Source organism: Alterirhizorhabdus solaris, from assembly GCF_007785815.1.
GTDB classification, from domain to species: domain Bacteria; phylum Pseudomonadota; class Alphaproteobacteria; order Sphingomonadales; family Sphingomonadaceae; genus Alterirhizorhabdus; species Alterirhizorhabdus solaris.
In genome coordinates, this window is the sequence record NZ_VNIM01000089.1 from 1 (window position 1) to 16,284 (window position 16,284).

Consider the following 16,284-nt stretch of genomic DNA (forward strand, 5'->3'; position numbering starts at 1 on the left):
AGAATGCATGCCGCGCCGATGGTTGTCGGCGCATGGATATCTGCTGGCCAAATCCGCCGCTGCTTCCCAACATAGGACGTTGTCGGTGAGTACGGTGTGCACCTTGTACGGCACCGCGGCGATTAGGCCAGCATCCCCCGCTGCTGATCGCGGGGCGTCATCTCGCTACCGCCGCAGGTGTGCTACACGCCCATTCGCGTGCTGGTGGCGCGCAGCGACAGGACGAAACCGGACGGCTGACCTTGCGCTCTCCCCGCTCCGGTATGTCGATGCTAGCGGGCGGTTAACCCCAGCTACCTACCGATCGTTCGCCAACATATGATAAGGCGATGGCATGGCATCGCGGTCCTTTCGTCTCCTCCTGGTCGGCGGATACGTCTTGACGTTTGTGACGGTGTTCGCCGTCGCCGGGTCGTTTGACGGGGAAGCGGCCATTGGCCAGGCAAGGAGGACTGCTTCCGCCGTGGTCGAGGCCGCCACATATTATCCGGGATGCAATGCGGTGCGCGCAGCCGGCAAGGCCCCGCTCTATCGCGGTCAGCCCGGCTACCGCGAAAGCATGGACGGCGACAATGACGGTATCGTCTGTGAGCCCCACCCGGGGGCGGGTTTCATTCCGGATGGTATGAGGCACTATCCGCCCACGGGCCGCCGGCGGCACTGATCGGTAGCCCCCCGGTTGGCCAGCCCAGCCAGGGTCGTGTGCATCGCACAGTGTCGATGAGAAATCAGTCGGGCAGACCGGACAGGATACATCTGCCGTTGTTCGATCCCGCCCGTGCCGCCGTCTACACCGTCAGCAGTCCGTCAGGCGCCTCTTCGGATCATACCGGTCCCATCGCACGGCTACTCCGGCCTGGATCGCAGCACAGCTCAGGTCTCTCCCGTCGGCCCGGCTGCACCAGGCCGTGATCCGGCCGTGGCTCCTGCCGGTCGGCGTGCAGGTCAGGCTCACCGGCCGGACGAACCACAACTGGCCGTTCATCCCGCGATCCTCGCGCAGCACCCGCGCGCCCATCGTCGACGCCATGCGGCGGCGCTGTGCTCTCGGATCGCCAGCGATCGAGGGCTGTCCGGGGCGTGCCCGGCCGTTCATCTCGAGGGCGCCGATCCCCTGCAACCGGACCTTCTCGCCGGACCGGCAGTGGATCGGCCCGTCCACATCGTGGAGGGCGATGGCGAGGCAGATGAAGGGGAGCGGGACGATCACCGGGTGCGCCTACCACGGCCGCTGCGGTTCTAAATCGACAAGGCAACGATCGAGAGGACGGGAACATCCGACAACGCCCCCGTCACGGACTGCTCCCGGCGGCAGGCAAGGATCCAGCGATTGCGGTGGTGCCGACGGGCTCGACCCTGTGATACGACCACCACATGACGATGAGGATCACCAACGATCGCCCGATCGGGCATATCGCCGGCAGCATCGTGTTTCAGGCGGAAGATACCGGCGGCCCGTTCGAGCTCTGGGTGGCAGGCTTGCTATGGGAGCGCCTGCAGGCGGAAGCGCCAATCCCCGGGGATGGCGACGACCGCCGCGATTATGCGCTCAGCATGTTGGAGGCGACGGCAGCCGACGCCACGCCTTCTATCGCGAACAATGGTCTTCGGGTGTTGATACTCTGATGCTGGCCGAACGGGCACTATGGGCCTGCGCCAACAACGTCCTCATGACTCACGGCGGCCAGGCCCCGGCGTTCGCTGACGGCCGGATCGCCGCCCTTACCGAGGCTGGTGACGACGCCGGCGTAACCGTCTGGCGCATGATCGCCGACCGGATCGGGTCGCTGCGGGACACCGCAGGCGACGGGGGAGCTCGCCACTGATGTGCAACCGGGCGCGCATGGCTCATGAACCCGAGACGATCCACACGCGCTTCGGAACGGAATAGGCGGCGCCGCGACCGATGGACAACCGCTTCAACCCGGTCGAGCTCTATCCCAGGGCGCGGGCATGGATCGTTCGGGAGCAGGGCGGCAGAAGGGGTATCGACGTCGGCACCTGGGATGTGCTGGGCAGCCAAGCCAAATGGCCGATGACCAACGTCCGCCAGCTCGGCCTGCCGCAATGGCGCCGGCTTGCTGCCGACCCCGGCAACCGCTGCCTGATCCCGCTGACCGAATTCGCCGAATGGACGCCCGACACCCACGCGGTCGGCGGCGGCAAGCCGATCAAGGGGGAGATGTGGTTCGCCTGCACGGACCAGCCGATCTTCGCGGTGGCGGGCTTTGCGCAGCAGATCGGTGACCAACTGTGCTGGGCGATGGTCACCTGCGATCCGAACCCGTTGGTGGCGCCGTTCCACCCGAAGGCGATGATCACGATCCTGGACGAAAGCGACTGGGATCAGTGGCTGTGCGGTAGCTATGACGAGGCGGTCATACTCCACCGGCCCGTCATAGTCGATGGACCACTCAGAAGGAGGTAGCTCAGGCTGCTGGTCCTGATGAAAGTCCGCAGACCAACTTCCTAATCACGTCATTGCGCTCGGAGGGTTCCGCCCTGGACGCCATTTGAGCGCTAACGCATTTGGAGATCGTCCTATGAAGGCACACTTTGCGGTCGCCGACAACTTTTTTCCTTATTTTTCTGTCTTCTTGATAAGTCTATTTGGCCGGCCGAAGTATTAACCTTTTATTCAGCTTCCCCGACGACATCGCTGCGACTATCCGGCCATCGACGAGCCCCGGGGGCCGTTTGTTGAAGGATCGCAGGGTGGCAGCATCGGTAATCACGCTCGACGGCAGCCTTGCGGACTGGGCCTCGACGACCAGAATCGATCGTGGCGGCAATGCCGGTTTCGCCGTTTACGGCCAAGCGGATGCTACTGATTTCGTCTTCGCCATCAAGGCGCCTACGGCGATCGGCGCGAACACGACGATCTGGCTGAACACCGATCGCAGCACCGTCACCGGCTACCAGATCTTCGGCTTTGCCGGCGGCGCCGAATATAACGTGAACTTCGATGCGGCGGGCAAGGCCGCGCTGTACAGCGGCGCCGCCGGACAGACGCTGGTGCAGGCCGATCTCGCGCTGGCCTATTCGGCGGACGGCACCACGGTGGAGTTGCGCGTGCCCAAGGCGCTGATCGGCAAGCCGCAGGCGCTGGACGTGCTGCTCGACGTGAACGATCGGACCTTCGTGCCGGGCAGCTATTCGGAACGCGGCTTTACCGTCTTCGATGTCCCAGCGCACGCGCCCGATCCGGCCACCCGCATCGGCATCGTCTGGTCGGAGACGACGGCTAACGCCTATTTTGACAAGACGGCTTATTCGCAGCTGTTCATGAACGCGCAGGATCAGGCCCGGCAGGCCGGCACGCCGTTCGACCTGCTGACCGAGGCGGACCTCATCAACCTCGACAAGCTCTCCCATTACGACACCCTCGTCTTCCCCTCGTTTCGCAACGTGGAGGCCACGCAGGCGGATGCGATCGCCAACACGCTGGAGCAGGCTACCAAACAAAATGGCATCGGCCTGATCGCCGCCGGCGAATTCATGACGAACGACGCGAGCGGGGCGGCGCTGGCCGGCGATTCCTATGCCCGCATGAAGCTGCTGTTCGATGCGACTCGCGTGACCGGCGGTTTCCCGGCAAGCGTGGATGTGCGCGCCACCGACACGACGAAGGAGGTGCTGACCAACTTTGCGAATGGCGAACTGGTGCGCCATTATGACGGGGTCGGCTGGAACGCCTTCACCAGCGTTTCCGGCAACGGCCAGACGATCGCCACGCAGACCGTGGCCGGGCAGACCCATGCCGCTGTCCTCGCCACGCAGACGGGCGGCCGCAACGTGCTGTTCTCCACCGAAGGCATGATGGCGGACAGCAATCTGCTGCAACAGGCGATCACGCACAGCGTGCACCCCAACGGCATGTCCATCGGCCTCCAGATCACACGCAACGCCGCCATCGTCGCCTCGCGCACCGATATGGACCAGAGCCAGGAGATTTCGGACGTCAAGCCGACCGACGGCACCGCCGGCATCTACGACAAGCTGCTGCCGATCCTGGACGAGTGGAAGGCGAAGTATAATTTCGTCGGCAGCTATTACGTCAACGTTGGCAACAATCCGGCGGGCGGGCAGGAAACCGACTGGAGCGTCACCGCCCCCGCGCTCGCCAAGATGCTTGCCGCCGGCAACGAGATCGGCACGCACAGCTACACCCATCCCGAGAATACGAACCTTCTTACCGCCGATCAGATCGCGTTCGAGTTCGGTCAGAGCAAGGCCGTGATCGAACAGAAAATGTCGGCCTATCTGGGCCGCGCCTTCACGATCGAAGGTGCCGCCGTTCCCGGCGCGCCCGAGAAGATCGGCGTCTCGGCCGAAATCCTGAAGCATGTCGATTATCTCAGCGGCGGCTATTCGGGCGTCGGCGCGGGCTATCCTGGCGCGATCGGCTATCTCAGCCCCACGCTTGCCGGGAAGACCTATATCGCGCCGAACACCTCGTTCGATTTCAGCCTCGTGGAATTTCAGAACAAGACGCCGGCCGAGGCATCGGCCGCATGGGCGAAGGAATGGGACGCGCTGATCGCAAAGGCCGAGGCGCCGGTGGTGGTGTGGCCGTGGCATGACTACGGTCCTACCCTCACCTCGCTGACCGAAGGCGTGGCCTCGCCTTACACGAAGGCCATGTTCGACATGTGGATCGCGCGCGCCGCCGCCGCCGGCGCCGAGTTCGTCACGCTGGACGATCTGGCCAAGCGGTCGGACAGTTTCGCCGCCTCGGACCTCACCGCCACGATCGTCGGCGACACGATCACCGCCACGGTCACTTCCGCCGCCGCCGGCACGTTCGCGCTCGACGTGGACGGTCAGGGCACTAGGGTGATCCAGAGCGTGGCCAGCTGGTACGCCTATGATGATGACAGCGTGTTCCTGCCCGCCAAGGGCGGCACCTTCACCATCACGATGGGCGTCAAGGTCGACGACGTGACGCATATCACCGCGCTGCCGATGCGCGGAGAACTGCTGGCACTTACGGGCAATGGCGCCAACCTGTCCTTCTCGGTGATCGGCGAGGGGCAGGTGACGGTCGATCTGCGCGCTCAGGACACCGATTTCATCAGCTATACGGGCGCCACGGTGGTGAAGCAGGCCGGCGAGATCGTCACGCTCGATGTCGGCGCCCTCGGCCGGCACGATGTGTCGATCACCTACAACGCCAATCTCGCGCCGGTGATCGATTCGAACGGCGGCGGTGCGGCCGCCTCACTGCGGGCGGCGGAGAATGTCGCCGCCGTCACCACCGTCCACGCGGTGGATGGCAACAGCGCAATGGGCGATATGCTGACCTATTCCGTCACCGGTGGCGCCGATGCCGGCTTCTTCGCGATCGACGCGAGGACGGGCGCACTCGTGTTCAAGGCCGCGCCCGATTTCGAGGTGCCGCTCGATAGCGGCGCGAACAACGTCTACGACGTGATCGTCGGCGCCGCGGACAGCCGTGGCACGATCGACACGCAGGCGCTGGCGATCACGATCGGCGATGTGGCGGGGATCACGATCAACGGAACCTCCCGCGCCGAAACGCTGAACGGCAGCGGCGAGAACGATGTGATCTACGGCAATAACGGCAAGGATGTGCTGAACGGACTGGGCGGCAACGATCTGCTCGACGGCGGCAACCTGAACGACACGCTGAACGGCGGCGACGGCAACGATACGCTGTACGGCGGCGACGACGACGACATCCTGTTCGGCGGCAACGGCAACGATATCCTGATCGGTGGTGTCGACAAGGATGTCCTTACGGGCGGTGCCGGCGCGGACATGTTCCGCTTCCTCACCGATCGGGACAGCAGCACCCTGTCCAGCCGTCGCGACATCATTACTGATTTCCAGCAGGGCGTGGACAAGATCGATCTGTCGGCGATCGATGCGAACGTCGGCCTGTTCTCGCAAGCCGGGGATCAGGCCTTTACCCTTCTGAAGGCCGGCCAGGCGTTCACCGGCCCGGCGCAGCTGAGCTACAATTACCAGGTGATCGCGGGCGTCGAATATACCGTCGTCACCGGCAACACCGATTTTCTCCGCACGGCCGATTTCTCCATCGCGCTGACCGGCCACCACATGTTGAACACCGGCGATTTCTTCCTTTAGGCAAGCCGCGCGGCGCGGTGCGTAATCAGAGAATAACGTTCTCTGTCTATCGGTCGGCCATCGGCGCCCGGCCGAGCTGGATCGAACGGAGTGACATGGCCGGTATCGGCTTCAAACTGGTCAAGCTCGCCTCGCGCTCCGGCGTAGGCGGCACCTTGGCGGCGGCGATCCACGGCGCGGCGATCAGCGCCGGGCCGTGGATCTGCATGTCTGCCGCGATCCTCGGGCTGCAATACTGGCTGGCCGGATCGATCGACGGCCGCACGATGCTGGGTCTGCAGGCCGTGCTCACCTACGCCTTCAGTCTCTCCGCCGTCGTTGCTGCGCCGATCGTGGCGGTCGCCACGCGGCTTGTCGCCGATGCGCTATTCGCCCGTGCGCCCGATCGGTTGCCCGGTATCCTGTTCGCCGCCCTTGCCACCGGTGCCGGTGCGGTAACCGGCACGGGCGCGCTGCTGTTCAGCCTTTGCGCGGCGTTGCCGGCGGTGGAAACGATGCTGGCGATCGCCTTCACCGGTCTGCTCACCGTCGTCTGGATCGCCACCCTGTTCCTCACCGCGATCCGGGATTATCGCCGCGTGATCCTGGCCTATGTGGCGGGGATCGCGGCGGCGGCGCCGTTGGCGTGGCTCACGCCGCCCGGCGGCACGATGTTGCTGCCGCTGCTGGCGGTGGTGGCGGGCGCTGTCATACTCACCGCCACGCTGATCGTTTCGATCCGCGCGAGCTTTCCCGCGTTGCCCGTATGGCCGGCGCTCTGGTGGCACGCCTTTGCCGTCCACGCGCAGGTGGCGCTGGCCGGGCTGTTCGCCACGATGGCGATCTGGGTGGACAAGTGGATCATCTGGCAGGGGCAAGGCAGCGTGGCCGCCAGCGGGATGCTGCGGCTGAACCCGCTCTACGACGGCGCCAGCTTCCTCGGCCTGCTCTCGCTCGTCGTCGGTCTCACCCTGATCCTCGTGGTGGTGGAGACGCGGTTCGATCGCGCGTTCGGCCGGCTGATGGCGGGGTGCACCAGCCATGCCGTGCTCGCCCGGCTGGATGTGCTGCGCGCCGATCTGGTGACGGTGCTGCTGGAGGGGGGGCGCGTGCTGATCGTGGGGCAAGCCGCGCTGGCGCTCGCCTTGTGGGTCACGGCGCCGATGCTGCTGGAGGCGATCGGGGCGGATCCGCGTGCGATCATCGGCTTCCGGTTCGTCGTCGCGGGCGCGGTGTTCCATGTCCTGGCGCTCTACGCCACGATCGTGCTGTCTTATTACGATCTCAACGGCCGCGCCTTGCTGGCTTCCGCCGGCTTCCTCGCCGTCAGCGCCGTCACCACGCTGATCGCGCTGCCGCAGGGCTTCGCCCGGTTCGGCTGGGGCTACATGGCAGGGGCGATCTTCGCCAGCATCGTGGCGCTCGCCGCGACGGGGCTGGCCACGCGCGATCTGCTGTACCTGCTGTTCGTCGGCAACAATCCCGCGATCCGCGGCGACGATCGCAGATGGGCCTGAAATGATCGTTCGCCCCTCCCGCCGCGCCCTGCTCGCCTCCGCGCTCGCTCTGGTGACTGCCATGCTGCCGCTGCGCTGCGCCGTCGCCGCCGACGCACGTCCCGCATTGCCCCGGGGGCAGTGGCGCTGGGCGGTGGATTACGGGCCGATGCCCGACCCGGCGATCGCGCGGACGGTGGACCTCCTCGTCGTCGAACCCGACCACGCCGGCGCCACGCCCGTCACGCGCGGCAGCGGCCCGCTGCTGCTCGCCTATCTCAGCCTCGGCGAGGTCGCGGCATCGCGGCCCTATGCCGCCCGGCTGCGCGCCGACGGGCTGCTCGGCAGGCGCAATCCGCATTGGCCCGAGGCCAGTTACATCGATCTGCGCGATCCGCGCTGGCGGCGGATGGTGCTGGAACGGATCATCCCGCCGCTGGTGGCGCGCGGCTTCGACGGCATCTTCTTCGATACGCTCGACAATGCCGAGGCGATGGAGGCGGCCGATCCGGCCGGCGCGGCAGGCATGGTCGCCGCCGCCGCCGCGCTGGTGAAGGCCATCCGCCAACGCTTTCCGCGATTGCTGCTGATGATGAACCGTGGTTACGCGATGCTGCCCACGGTCGCGCCGCACATCGATCTGCTGCTGGGCGAGGCGATGGCGTCGCGCTGGAACTTCGCGACGAAACGCTACGAGAAACTGAGCGACGCCGATTGGACATGGCAGGCCGATCGACTGCGGGCTGCCCGCGACGTCAATCCCGCCCTCGCGCTGCTCACGCTCGATTACTGGTCGATGGACGATCCCGCCACGGTGCGCGCGCTCTACGCGCGGGAGCGGGCGGCGGGCTTCGTCCCCTATGTCTCGATGCTGGCGCTCGACCGGCTATATGCGGAACCGGAATGACACACCGGCTCCGCATTACCCCACACCGTCTCGGCGCCAGCGTCGGGATCGTGTTGCTGGGGCTGGGCGCCATCGCGACCGCCTCCGCGCTGATGGCGCCGAGCGAGACGGCGCTGCTCCAGGCCTCGGTGAGCGCGCGCGATTTCGGCACCGCGCGCCTGCCTTCACGCGATGCCGGAACGGATGCGCCCGGCCGGTTCGCGCTGGGCCTGCGCGCGCTGATCGGGGCCGGCCGAACGGATGCGGCGCTGGCGGAGATCGAGCGTCGCCGCACCGCCCGCCCGGACGATCTGTCGCTCCGTCGCCAGCGCGCGATGCTGCTGGGCACATTGGGCCGCACCGCCGACCAGCAAACCGAACTGGCGGCGATCGCGCGGCGCACGGCGCGGGCCGACGATATCCGCGCCCTCATCGCCGCCGCCGCCGCGCGGGGCGACTGGCGGGCGGAGCGCGGCGTCTTCCTCTCCCTCGCCGGGCAAGCGAGCGATGCGGAAACCGAGCGGCTTGCCGCGCTGGATGCGAAGGCCGGCGACCAGACCAGCGCATGGCACCGGCTGGCGACGCTGGAGGCGAGCGGCCGGCGGATCAGCCCGCCTGCCGTGGCGCAACTGATCGCATTGGCGGCCACGCACGCACCGGCGGATGCGTTTCTCCCTTTGTACGCCCGTCTGCGCACCGCCGGGCACAGCGTGCCGCCACTGGATGCGCTGCTCGATACCATCGCGGCGACCCGCCCGGCGGTGGCGCTGGCGCTGGCCACGCAGGCGGCGGCGGGCGATCCGCTGCGGCTGGCCGAACGCCGCATCCGCCTTCTCGAGGCCGCCGGCCAGCGCGCGCCAGCCCTGGCGCTGTTCGACCGGATCATCGCCGCCCCCGCCGGCACCGTCTCGCAGGCCGCGATCGTGCGGCTGGCGTATGATCTGGATGCCGTCCCGACGCTGTTCCGCGCGATCGCGGCAGGACGCCTCGCCCGCCTGCCCCCGCCGCTCGCACTCGATCTGGCCCGCCGCGCCGTCGCGGCAGGCCAGCCCGGCACGATTCCGGCTATCGACGCCGCCGCCGTGGGGGACTGGCGCCGGCTCGATCCGTGGCTCGCGGTGCAACTCGCCCGTCGCGCCGGGGATCGGGCCGGCGTACGCCGCTACGCCGCCATGCTGCCACCGGATCGCACCGCCGGCATCGAGGAGGCGATGGCGCGTGCCGCCGGCGATCGCACAGCGCTGCGCGATATCCTGATGGGGAACGGGAAAGATCCGGCCACCGCTGCTGAACGGCTGATCGCGGACGGTTTCGCAGCGGATGGCGAAAGGTTGTTGCTGCGGGCCGCCGCCACCGCCGCGCCCGGCGATCCCATCGTCGCGCGCTTGCTCTACCTCTGGGGTCCGCGCCCCCGGCCCGAACGGCTGGCGTGGCTCTTGGCGCGCGCGCATGCCGCGCCCGATACCGGCGGCCGCCTCGAATGGCTGCGCCTCTATGCCAATCGCGCGCCGCCGGGCGCCGCCCTCGCCGCGCTCGCCGGCGATCCGGCCGGAGGGACGACCCCGTCGCTCCTCGCCCGCCTCGCCATCGCGGCCGGCGCCGGACGGCGCGCGGACGCGGCCGCCGCCGTGAACGGCCTGCTCGACGGCCGCTTGCTCGCCACTGCCGAACTGCGCCGGATCGTACCGCTGCTGCCTGCCGGGGAGTCGCGGCAACGGCTGGCGGTCTATGCGCGGCTGGCGGGGGCGGGCGGCGCCACGCCACGGATGCGTTGCGATCTCGCCTGGTCGTCCTTCGCGACGCGCCGGCTGGACGAAGCGCGCGATCATGCGGCCGCCTGCCTTGCCGGCAACCCGGACGATTCCGCCGCGCTGTCGCTGGCCGGGGAGATCGCGCAGGCGGCGGGGGACGATACAGCCGCCCGGCGCCTGTATGCCCGCGCGCTTGCCGCCACGCCCGAAACCGCAAAGACGGTCGCCGCACGCGCGACGCTGATCGAACGCCTCGGCCGCCCGCGCGATGCGCTGGCGATCGTTCGCGCCGCGCGTGCCGATGCTCTGCGGGACGGCGATGCCCTGCAAGACAAGGCGTTGCGCGCGCTGGAGGCGCGGCTGCTGATCGCCACCGGCCGGCCCGCCGCCGCCGGCACCCTTTTGGCCGGCACCGGACGATGATGATCGCCGCCCTGATCGGCCTCGCCGCCGTGACCGATCCCGTCCGCCATCTGCCGGAGCCGGTCATTGCCGACCTGTTCGATGATCCGCCCGCCTTGCCCGCGCCGCTGCCGCCGGCCCCCGCCGTCGGCGCGGTCACGATCCTGCTGCGCTGGCCCGCAGCCGTGGCCGTCACCGTCGAGCAGACGGAAGGAGATCTGATCGCCCGTTACGATCGGCTGCTGGACGAAGCCCATGCCGCCGCCTTCGCCGCCGCTGTCGGCGATCGCCTCGATCGGCTGGATTGGGGGCCGGACAATCTCGTCATGCGCGGCCGCCCGGACCAGCGGCTCACCGCCCGCATCCTGCCTGATGGCCTCGCCATCCTGTTCGAGACGCTGCCGCCCCTGCCAGAGGCGGCCGAACCCGATGACGGCCGCGATGCCGGCCTGCTGCGTGCGCAGGCGGAAGCGGCGGCCGGCTATCCCGCGCGCGCGCGCTGCCGGATCGCGACGATTGCCGCCGCCTGGCCGGACGATCCGGCGGTGCAGGCGTCGCTCGCCTCGGCTGAATATGCCTCCGGCCGTGTCGAGGATGCCGCCGCCCGTTATCGTGCCTCGCCCGATGGCGGGGGCGTGGCCGGGCGAGCGGCCGCACGCGCCGTCGGCCCCGCCACCGAGGCCAGCGCGCTGCTGCGCGACGGGCGCGGGTTCGACCAGCAGGAGGTGACGGTCCGCGTCGGCGCGCCCCTTTCCGCGACGCTGCGGCTGGAGGCCGGGGCGCGCCACGTCCGCTCTCGCGGCGACGACCCGGCGGGGGCCACGATCCGGCGGAAGATGGATGCGACGGAGGGCGGCCTGTCGCTCGCCGCGCGCGTCGCCCCCGATGTGCGCCTGCGGCTGGATATCACCACGCTGCTCGATGCCAATATCGTCGGCACCGGAATCACCGCGAGCGTCGGCGATCCGGAGCGGCGGGGCACGCTGCGCCTCGCCTATCATCTGCCCGATCTGGCTACGTCGCCGGGCGCGCTGCTGGGCGGCTGGATCGATCGTGCCGGCATCGGCGGCGGCGCCCGTTTCGCGCCCGGCTTCACCGTGCGGGCCGAGGGCGGCGGGATCCGCTACGGCCTGATCGGCGGCGGCCGGCGCGTGACCAGCTTGGTGGCCGAAGGCGGCCTTGAGTATCTCGTCCGCCGCCGCCTGCCCACGTTGGCGCTCGCCTACCGCTTCGATGGCGAATATATCCTCGACCGGCGCGTGGCGGACATCGCATATTCCGCCATCGCCAACCGCGAGAACCACATCGTAGAGGGCACGATCGGCCAGCCGATCGGCGGCAGGCTGGCGTTGACCGGCGTGGCGGGGTGGACGGTCAATCGATATGGCGGCAGCGGCCCGGTCGCCTCACTCGGCCTGTCGCTGGTGCCGGTCAACGGGTGGGAGGCCAGCCTGATTGGCGGGATCAGTTCCATCTCGCGCGCCGGCCTGCCGGAACGCCAGCGTTATGGTCGCCTCAATGTCACCCGTCGACTGGGCGCCACGCCGTGAACGGCACGGCCACCGCCCCCGACCGTCGCAAGCCGGATGCCGAGTTCGTCCACGCCACGCCGTTGCGGATCGGGCTGGAAATCACGGTGGCGTTCGCGCTGCTGCTGCTGCTCGACCGGCTGACGCTGGGGGGGCACGGCTTCGCGGGCATCGATCCGCATCCCTTCTGGCTGCCGGTCATCCTGGCGGCGGTGCTGTACGGCACGGGCGGCGGCATCGCCGCAGCGGCGGTCGCATCCGCATTGTGGGTGGCGCTGGTGCCGATCGTGTTCGCCTCGGGGCAGGATTATTTCGCCTACATCCTCGCGATCGCCAAGCTGCCGTTGCTGTGGACGATCGCCGCGCTCGGCCTTGGCGAGATCGCCACGTTCCGCGAACGCCGACTGGTGAAGACGCTGCGGCGCGAGGCGAAACACATGCAGGAAGTCAACACGCTCTCGCGCCGCTATGCCCGGCTGAACGAGGTGAACCGGACGCTGCAGAACCGGATCGTCGCCGAAACGCGCACTGCCGGCCATGTCGCCGAATGGATGATGGCGGCGGGGCGGCCGGGGGCGCGGGTGGACGATCTCGTCGCGCTGATCGCGCTCGTCGCCGATACGACGGCATTTACCCTCTACCGGCTCGATGAAGGGGTTCCGGCCCCGGTCGGCGAAATGCCGGGCGCGGTCGCGGCGCCCGTGCCCGGCGGGGTCTTGCTGCACCGCGCCGCCACGCGCCGCGTGCCGATCCATGTCGGCGATGCCGGCGATCGCGCCGTGCTCGGCACCGCCGTGGTCGCCGTGCCGGTGCACCTCGGCCGGGGCGGCACTTTCGCCGGGCTGCTGCTGTTCCACGATCTCCCGCCGCAGCGGCTCACGGCGGCGGGGATCGCGGCGCTCGGCGGCTTGTCGCACTGGCTCGACGATCTCGTCGCGTTGCACTGGCCGTCGGACGCCGCGTGATCCACCGCGGCCTGCTGCTCGTCGCCGTGGCGCATCTTGCCACAATCGGCCTGCTGCTGGCCGGATGGTTGCCGGTCGCGGCCGGTGTGGTCCTGCACACCCTGCTCACGCTGGCGGCGATCCAGCTGGTGGCGCGGTCCGCTGTGTCGATCGCGGCGATGGCGGCCGCCCCGCTGGGGCCGGCGGCGATGCTGGTCGCCTATGCGGTCGCGCTCCATTCGCGCCGCCTGCGCCCGACCGCCCCGGCCGTGCTGGCCGCCCATACCGGACGCGGCCCGGCGAACGACCGCCGCCTGACCGACCGGATCGAGGATGATCGGCTGCGATCACCCGATGCCGGGAAACTCGTCAACTTCGCCGATGCGTTGCGGCATGGCGATGTCGCCCTGCGCCAGTCGGTCGTCAGTGTCGTAGTGCGCAACTTCGTGCCGGCGCTCTCGCCGCTGATCGCCATCGCGCTCACCGATGCCGATCAGGCGATCCGCACGCAGGCCGCCGCCGCCGTCGCCGAGATCGATCAGGATCTGGCCCGCCGACGCACCGATCTGGTCGACCAGGCCGCCGCGAACCCAGCCGTCGCCGACGCGCTGTTGACGCTGTTGCACGACCATGCGGAAAGCAACGTCCTGCTTTCCCCGGCAAGCCGCCGCGCGATCGCTTTGGATGCCGCTGCCTACGGCGCGATGATGCTGGAAGCGATCCCACCGGGTCGGCGTGATCGGCTGCCGGCGGCAAGACGGCACGCCAAGGCACTGTGTCGCGTGGATCGGGCGGCGGAGGCCGTCGCGTTGCTCACCCCCATCGTCGATCCGCGGGTTGCCGCGCCGGTAGATATCACCGCGCTGATGGAGGCGCTGCTCGCCGCGCGTGCTTATGCCGCTCTTGGCGATCTGGCGCAGGTGGCGCAAAGGCGCGAAGCGCCGCCCGAACTTGCCGCCATGCTGGATTTCTGGCACGATCGGAAGGAGGCCTGATGCCACCCGCCACCAACGAACAAGCCGACATCTGCATCATCGTGGAGGGGGCCTTCCCCTATGTGGTCGGCGGGGTCGCCTCGTGGCTGGCCGATCTGATCGCGGGTCTCGGCGACCTGCGCTTCCACGTCGTCGCGATCAAAGCGGATGCCGCCCCGCTGCCCTGGCGCGTCCAGCCGCCCGCCAACGTCACCGGCCTCACCGAGGTCGCTTTGTGGCCGGGCGCGTCGCGCAACCCCCATATCCTGCCCGATCGCACGGTGAACGCGCTGTGCGACGGGATCGAGTCGATGATCGGCGGCGGCGGGATTGAGGCCCTGCTCGGGCTCGTTCGGTATACGCGCGCGTTACGCGCCGGCATCGCGCCCGGCGACATCCTCGATCACCGCGCCTTCTTCACCAAGGCGCAGGCGTTGTATCGTCGGACGATGCCCTCGGCGTCTTTCCATCATTTTTTCTGGGCGTGGCGCTCGCTGATCGGCGGATTGCTCTCGATGCTGCTGGCGCCGCTCCCGCGCGCCCGCGTTTATCACACGATCTCGACCGGGTTCGCCGGCCTGCTCGCTGCGCGCGCGCGGATCGAGACCGGGCGGCCCGCCTTCCTTACCGAACATGGCATCTATCTGCTCGAACGACAGATCGAGATCATGATGGCGGCATGGATCGGCGACCGGATCGAGAGCGGCCTGACGCTTGACACGCCGGCCGATGACTTGCGCGACATCTGGCTACGCGCCTTCGACAGCTACGCCCGCACCTGCTATCAGGCCTGCGATCCGATCGTCGCACTTTATGGCGCCAGCAACACGATCCAGCAGCGCCTTGGTGCCACCGCCACTCGCGTGCGCGCCATCCCCAACGGCGTCGATCACGCCCGTTTCGCGGCGCTGCCCGATGCGCGCGTGCCAGACAGGCCAGTAGTGGCGCTGATCGGGCGCGTTGTCGAAATCAAGGATGTGAAGACCTATATTCGCGCCTGCGCCATGGTGCATCGCGCGCTGCCGCACGCTACCTTTTTTATCCTCGGGCCGACCGAGGAGAATCCGGCCTATGCTGCCGAATGTCGCACGCTCGTGACGGCGCTGGGGCTGGACGACGCGATCACCTTCACCGGCCGGGTCGACATCCTCGAATGGCTGCCCCGGATCGATCTTGTCGTGCTCACTAGCCTTTCGGAAGCGCAGCCGCTGGTGATCTTGGAGGCTGGCGCGGCGGGGATACCCATCGTGGCGCCCGATGTGGGTTGCTGCCGCGAACTGATCGAGGGGCGGCCGGATCAGCCCGCCTCGCCGGGCGCGGGTGGGATCGTTACTGCGTTGGCGAACCCGCAGGCCACCGGAGACGCAATCGTGCTGATCCTTAGCGATTACGCGCTGAGGCGGGAGATGGGCCGGGTGCTTCAGCGGCGCGGCGGCGCTTATTACAATCGCGCCGAAATCCTGCGGCAGTATCGCGATCTCTATCTCGAACGGTCGGCTGCTCCGATACGTTCACCTTTTTGATCCTAGCATTACAGTTGCGCTTTGGATTGGATATGCGTTCGTTTGGCGGCGGCTTGATGAGCGCGCCGCCAGCATGGGCGCCGCCCTCCCGGCGAGTGCGGGGACGTGGAAGATCGCCACGCACGCCAGCGACCGCCGTTCGCACAGCGCCTCATAGGCGAAGTTCGTCGCCAACATCCACGCCCGGTGCGTCGGCACCTCGTCGCCGAAACGCACCGTGGTGTTGGTCAGCAAGTCGACCTGCTCGGGGAGCAGCTGCTCCTCGTACAGCCGCACGAGTGCTGCGATGTCGGTCAGCTGCGCGCGGCGGCAACGCCGGCCGACGCCGGCCGGCACATGGTGGTGGTGTTCAAGGGTCATGTCCTTCAAGAGCGTTTTGACGCTTCTCTTCCGGGCTTTTTCTCACCCGTCAGCGAAGCATCTGCTCCTTCAAGATCTCCCTCAGGCCCTTCTGCGGTCGAGGATCGACCGCCGCTTTCTACCTGCCTTTTACCTTTTCCGAGCAGGCTCAATGCATGATGCTGTATCAGTGGATCCACTCGCATTTCTTGGGCCCTTAGAGTGCGTTTGAAAAGGCCGTCTCCTCACGTCCATCGACGTAGCAGAGTGGCGGAGGCGGCGATGGTGATGAGGGTTTCGGCGACGGCGGTGAGCTGCTCATAGTCGCGGACCAGGCGGCGGTTCTTGAA

General features: G+C 68.3%; 14 protein-coding genes. 12 read left to right on the plus strand and 2 right to left on the minus strand.

Annotated elements, in window-relative coordinates; all coding sequences use genetic code 11:
* The first annotated feature begins 334 nt into the window (after positions 1-334).
* A complete protein-coding gene (locus FOY91_RS16920; protein WP_145154490.1) occupies positions 335-664 on the plus strand; it encodes an excalibur calcium-binding domain-containing protein in 330 nt (109 codons plus the stop codon).
* Positions 665-796: 132 nt separating this feature from the next.
* On the opposite strand, the gene FOY91_RS16925 is transcribed toward FOY91_RS16920, so the two are convergent.
* Positions 797-1,210, minus strand: coding sequence for a hypothetical protein (locus tag FOY91_RS16925; protein ID WP_145154492.1), 414 nt, complete (start codon positions 1,208-1,210; stop codon positions 797-799).
* Positions 1,211-1,374: 164 nt separating this feature from the next.
* On the opposite strand from FOY91_RS16925, the gene FOY91_RS16930 reads away from it, so the two are divergent.
* From FOY91_RS16930 to pelF, 11 genes are all read left to right on the plus strand, one after another.
* A complete protein-coding gene (locus tag FOY91_RS16930; protein WP_145154494.1) occupies positions 1,375-1,626 on the plus strand; it encodes a hypothetical protein in 252 nt (83 codons plus the stop codon).
* Complete coding sequence (locus FOY91_RS16935; protein WP_145154496.1) at positions 1,626-1,826, plus strand: DUF6961 family protein; 201 nt, start codon at positions 1,626-1,628, stop codon at positions 1,824-1,826. The genes FOY91_RS16930 and FOY91_RS16935 overlap by 1 nt, the downstream gene beginning before the upstream one ends.
* A gap of 80 nt (positions 1,827-1,906) precedes the next feature.
* Positions 1,907-2,428: an SOS response-associated peptidase family protein gene (locus tag FOY91_RS16940; RefSeq protein WP_203234616.1), complete on the plus strand. Its 522-nt coding sequence runs from the start codon at positions 1,907-1,909 to the stop codon at positions 2,426-2,428.
* A gap of 287 nt (positions 2,429-2,715) precedes the next feature.
* Positions 2,716-6,111 (plus strand): M10 family metallopeptidase C-terminal domain-containing protein, encoded by a 3,396-nt coding sequence (locus FOY91_RS16945; RefSeq protein ID WP_145154498.1) that lies wholly within the window; start codon positions 2,716-2,718, stop codon positions 6,109-6,111.
* Positions 6,112-6,206: 95 nt separating this feature from the next.
* The gene (pelG, locus tag FOY91_RS16950) at positions 6,207-7,607 is read left to right on the plus strand and encodes an exopolysaccharide Pel transporter PelG (RefSeq protein ID WP_145154500.1); all 1,401 of its coding nucleotides are present in this window, start codon (positions 6,207-6,209) and stop codon (positions 7,605-7,607) included.
* Position 7,608: 1 nt separating this feature from the next.
* Positions 7,609-8,493, plus strand: a complete 885-nt coding sequence (locus FOY91_RS16955) for a glycoside hydrolase family 191 protein (protein ID WP_238995762.1) — start codon at positions 7,609-7,611, stop codon at positions 8,491-8,493.
* Positions 8,490-10,646: a hypothetical protein gene (locus FOY91_RS16960; protein WP_145154502.1), complete on the plus strand. Its 2,157-nt coding sequence runs from the start codon at positions 8,490-8,492 to the stop codon at positions 10,644-10,646. Before FOY91_RS16955 ends, FOY91_RS16960 begins: the two co-directional genes overlap by 4 nt.
* The gene (locus FOY91_RS16965; protein WP_145154504.1) at positions 10,643-12,175 is read left to right on the plus strand and encodes a hypothetical protein; all 1,533 of its coding nucleotides are present in this window, start codon (positions 10,643-10,645) and stop codon (positions 12,173-12,175) included. Before FOY91_RS16960 ends, FOY91_RS16965 begins: the two co-directional genes overlap by 4 nt.
* Complete coding sequence (locus tag FOY91_RS16970) at positions 12,172-13,119, plus strand: hypothetical protein (RefSeq protein ID WP_145154506.1); 948 nt, start codon at positions 12,172-12,174, stop codon at positions 13,117-13,119. The genes FOY91_RS16965 and FOY91_RS16970 overlap by 4 nt, the downstream gene beginning before the upstream one ends.
* Positions 13,116-14,093 carry a hypothetical protein gene (locus FOY91_RS16975; protein ID WP_145154508.1) on the plus strand — a complete coding sequence of 326 codons (978 nt, stop codon included), beginning with the start codon at positions 13,116-13,118 and terminating at the stop codon, positions 14,091-14,093. Before FOY91_RS16970 ends, FOY91_RS16975 begins: the two co-directional genes overlap by 4 nt.
* Positions 14,093-15,595 (plus strand): GT4 family glycosyltransferase PelF, encoded by a 1,503-nt coding sequence (pelF, locus tag FOY91_RS16980; RefSeq protein WP_145154510.1) that lies wholly within the window; start codon positions 14,093-14,095, stop codon positions 15,593-15,595. Before FOY91_RS16975 ends, pelF begins: the two co-directional genes overlap by 1 nt.
* Here the strand turns inward: pelF and FOY91_RS16985 are convergent.
* Positions 15,584-15,964, minus strand: a complete 381-nt coding sequence (locus tag FOY91_RS16985) for a hypothetical protein (RefSeq protein WP_145154512.1) — start codon at positions 15,962-15,964, stop codon at positions 15,584-15,586. The two genes, pelF and FOY91_RS16985, sit on opposite strands and share 12 nt — an antisense overlap.
* Positions 15,965-16,284 lie beyond the last annotated feature (320 nt).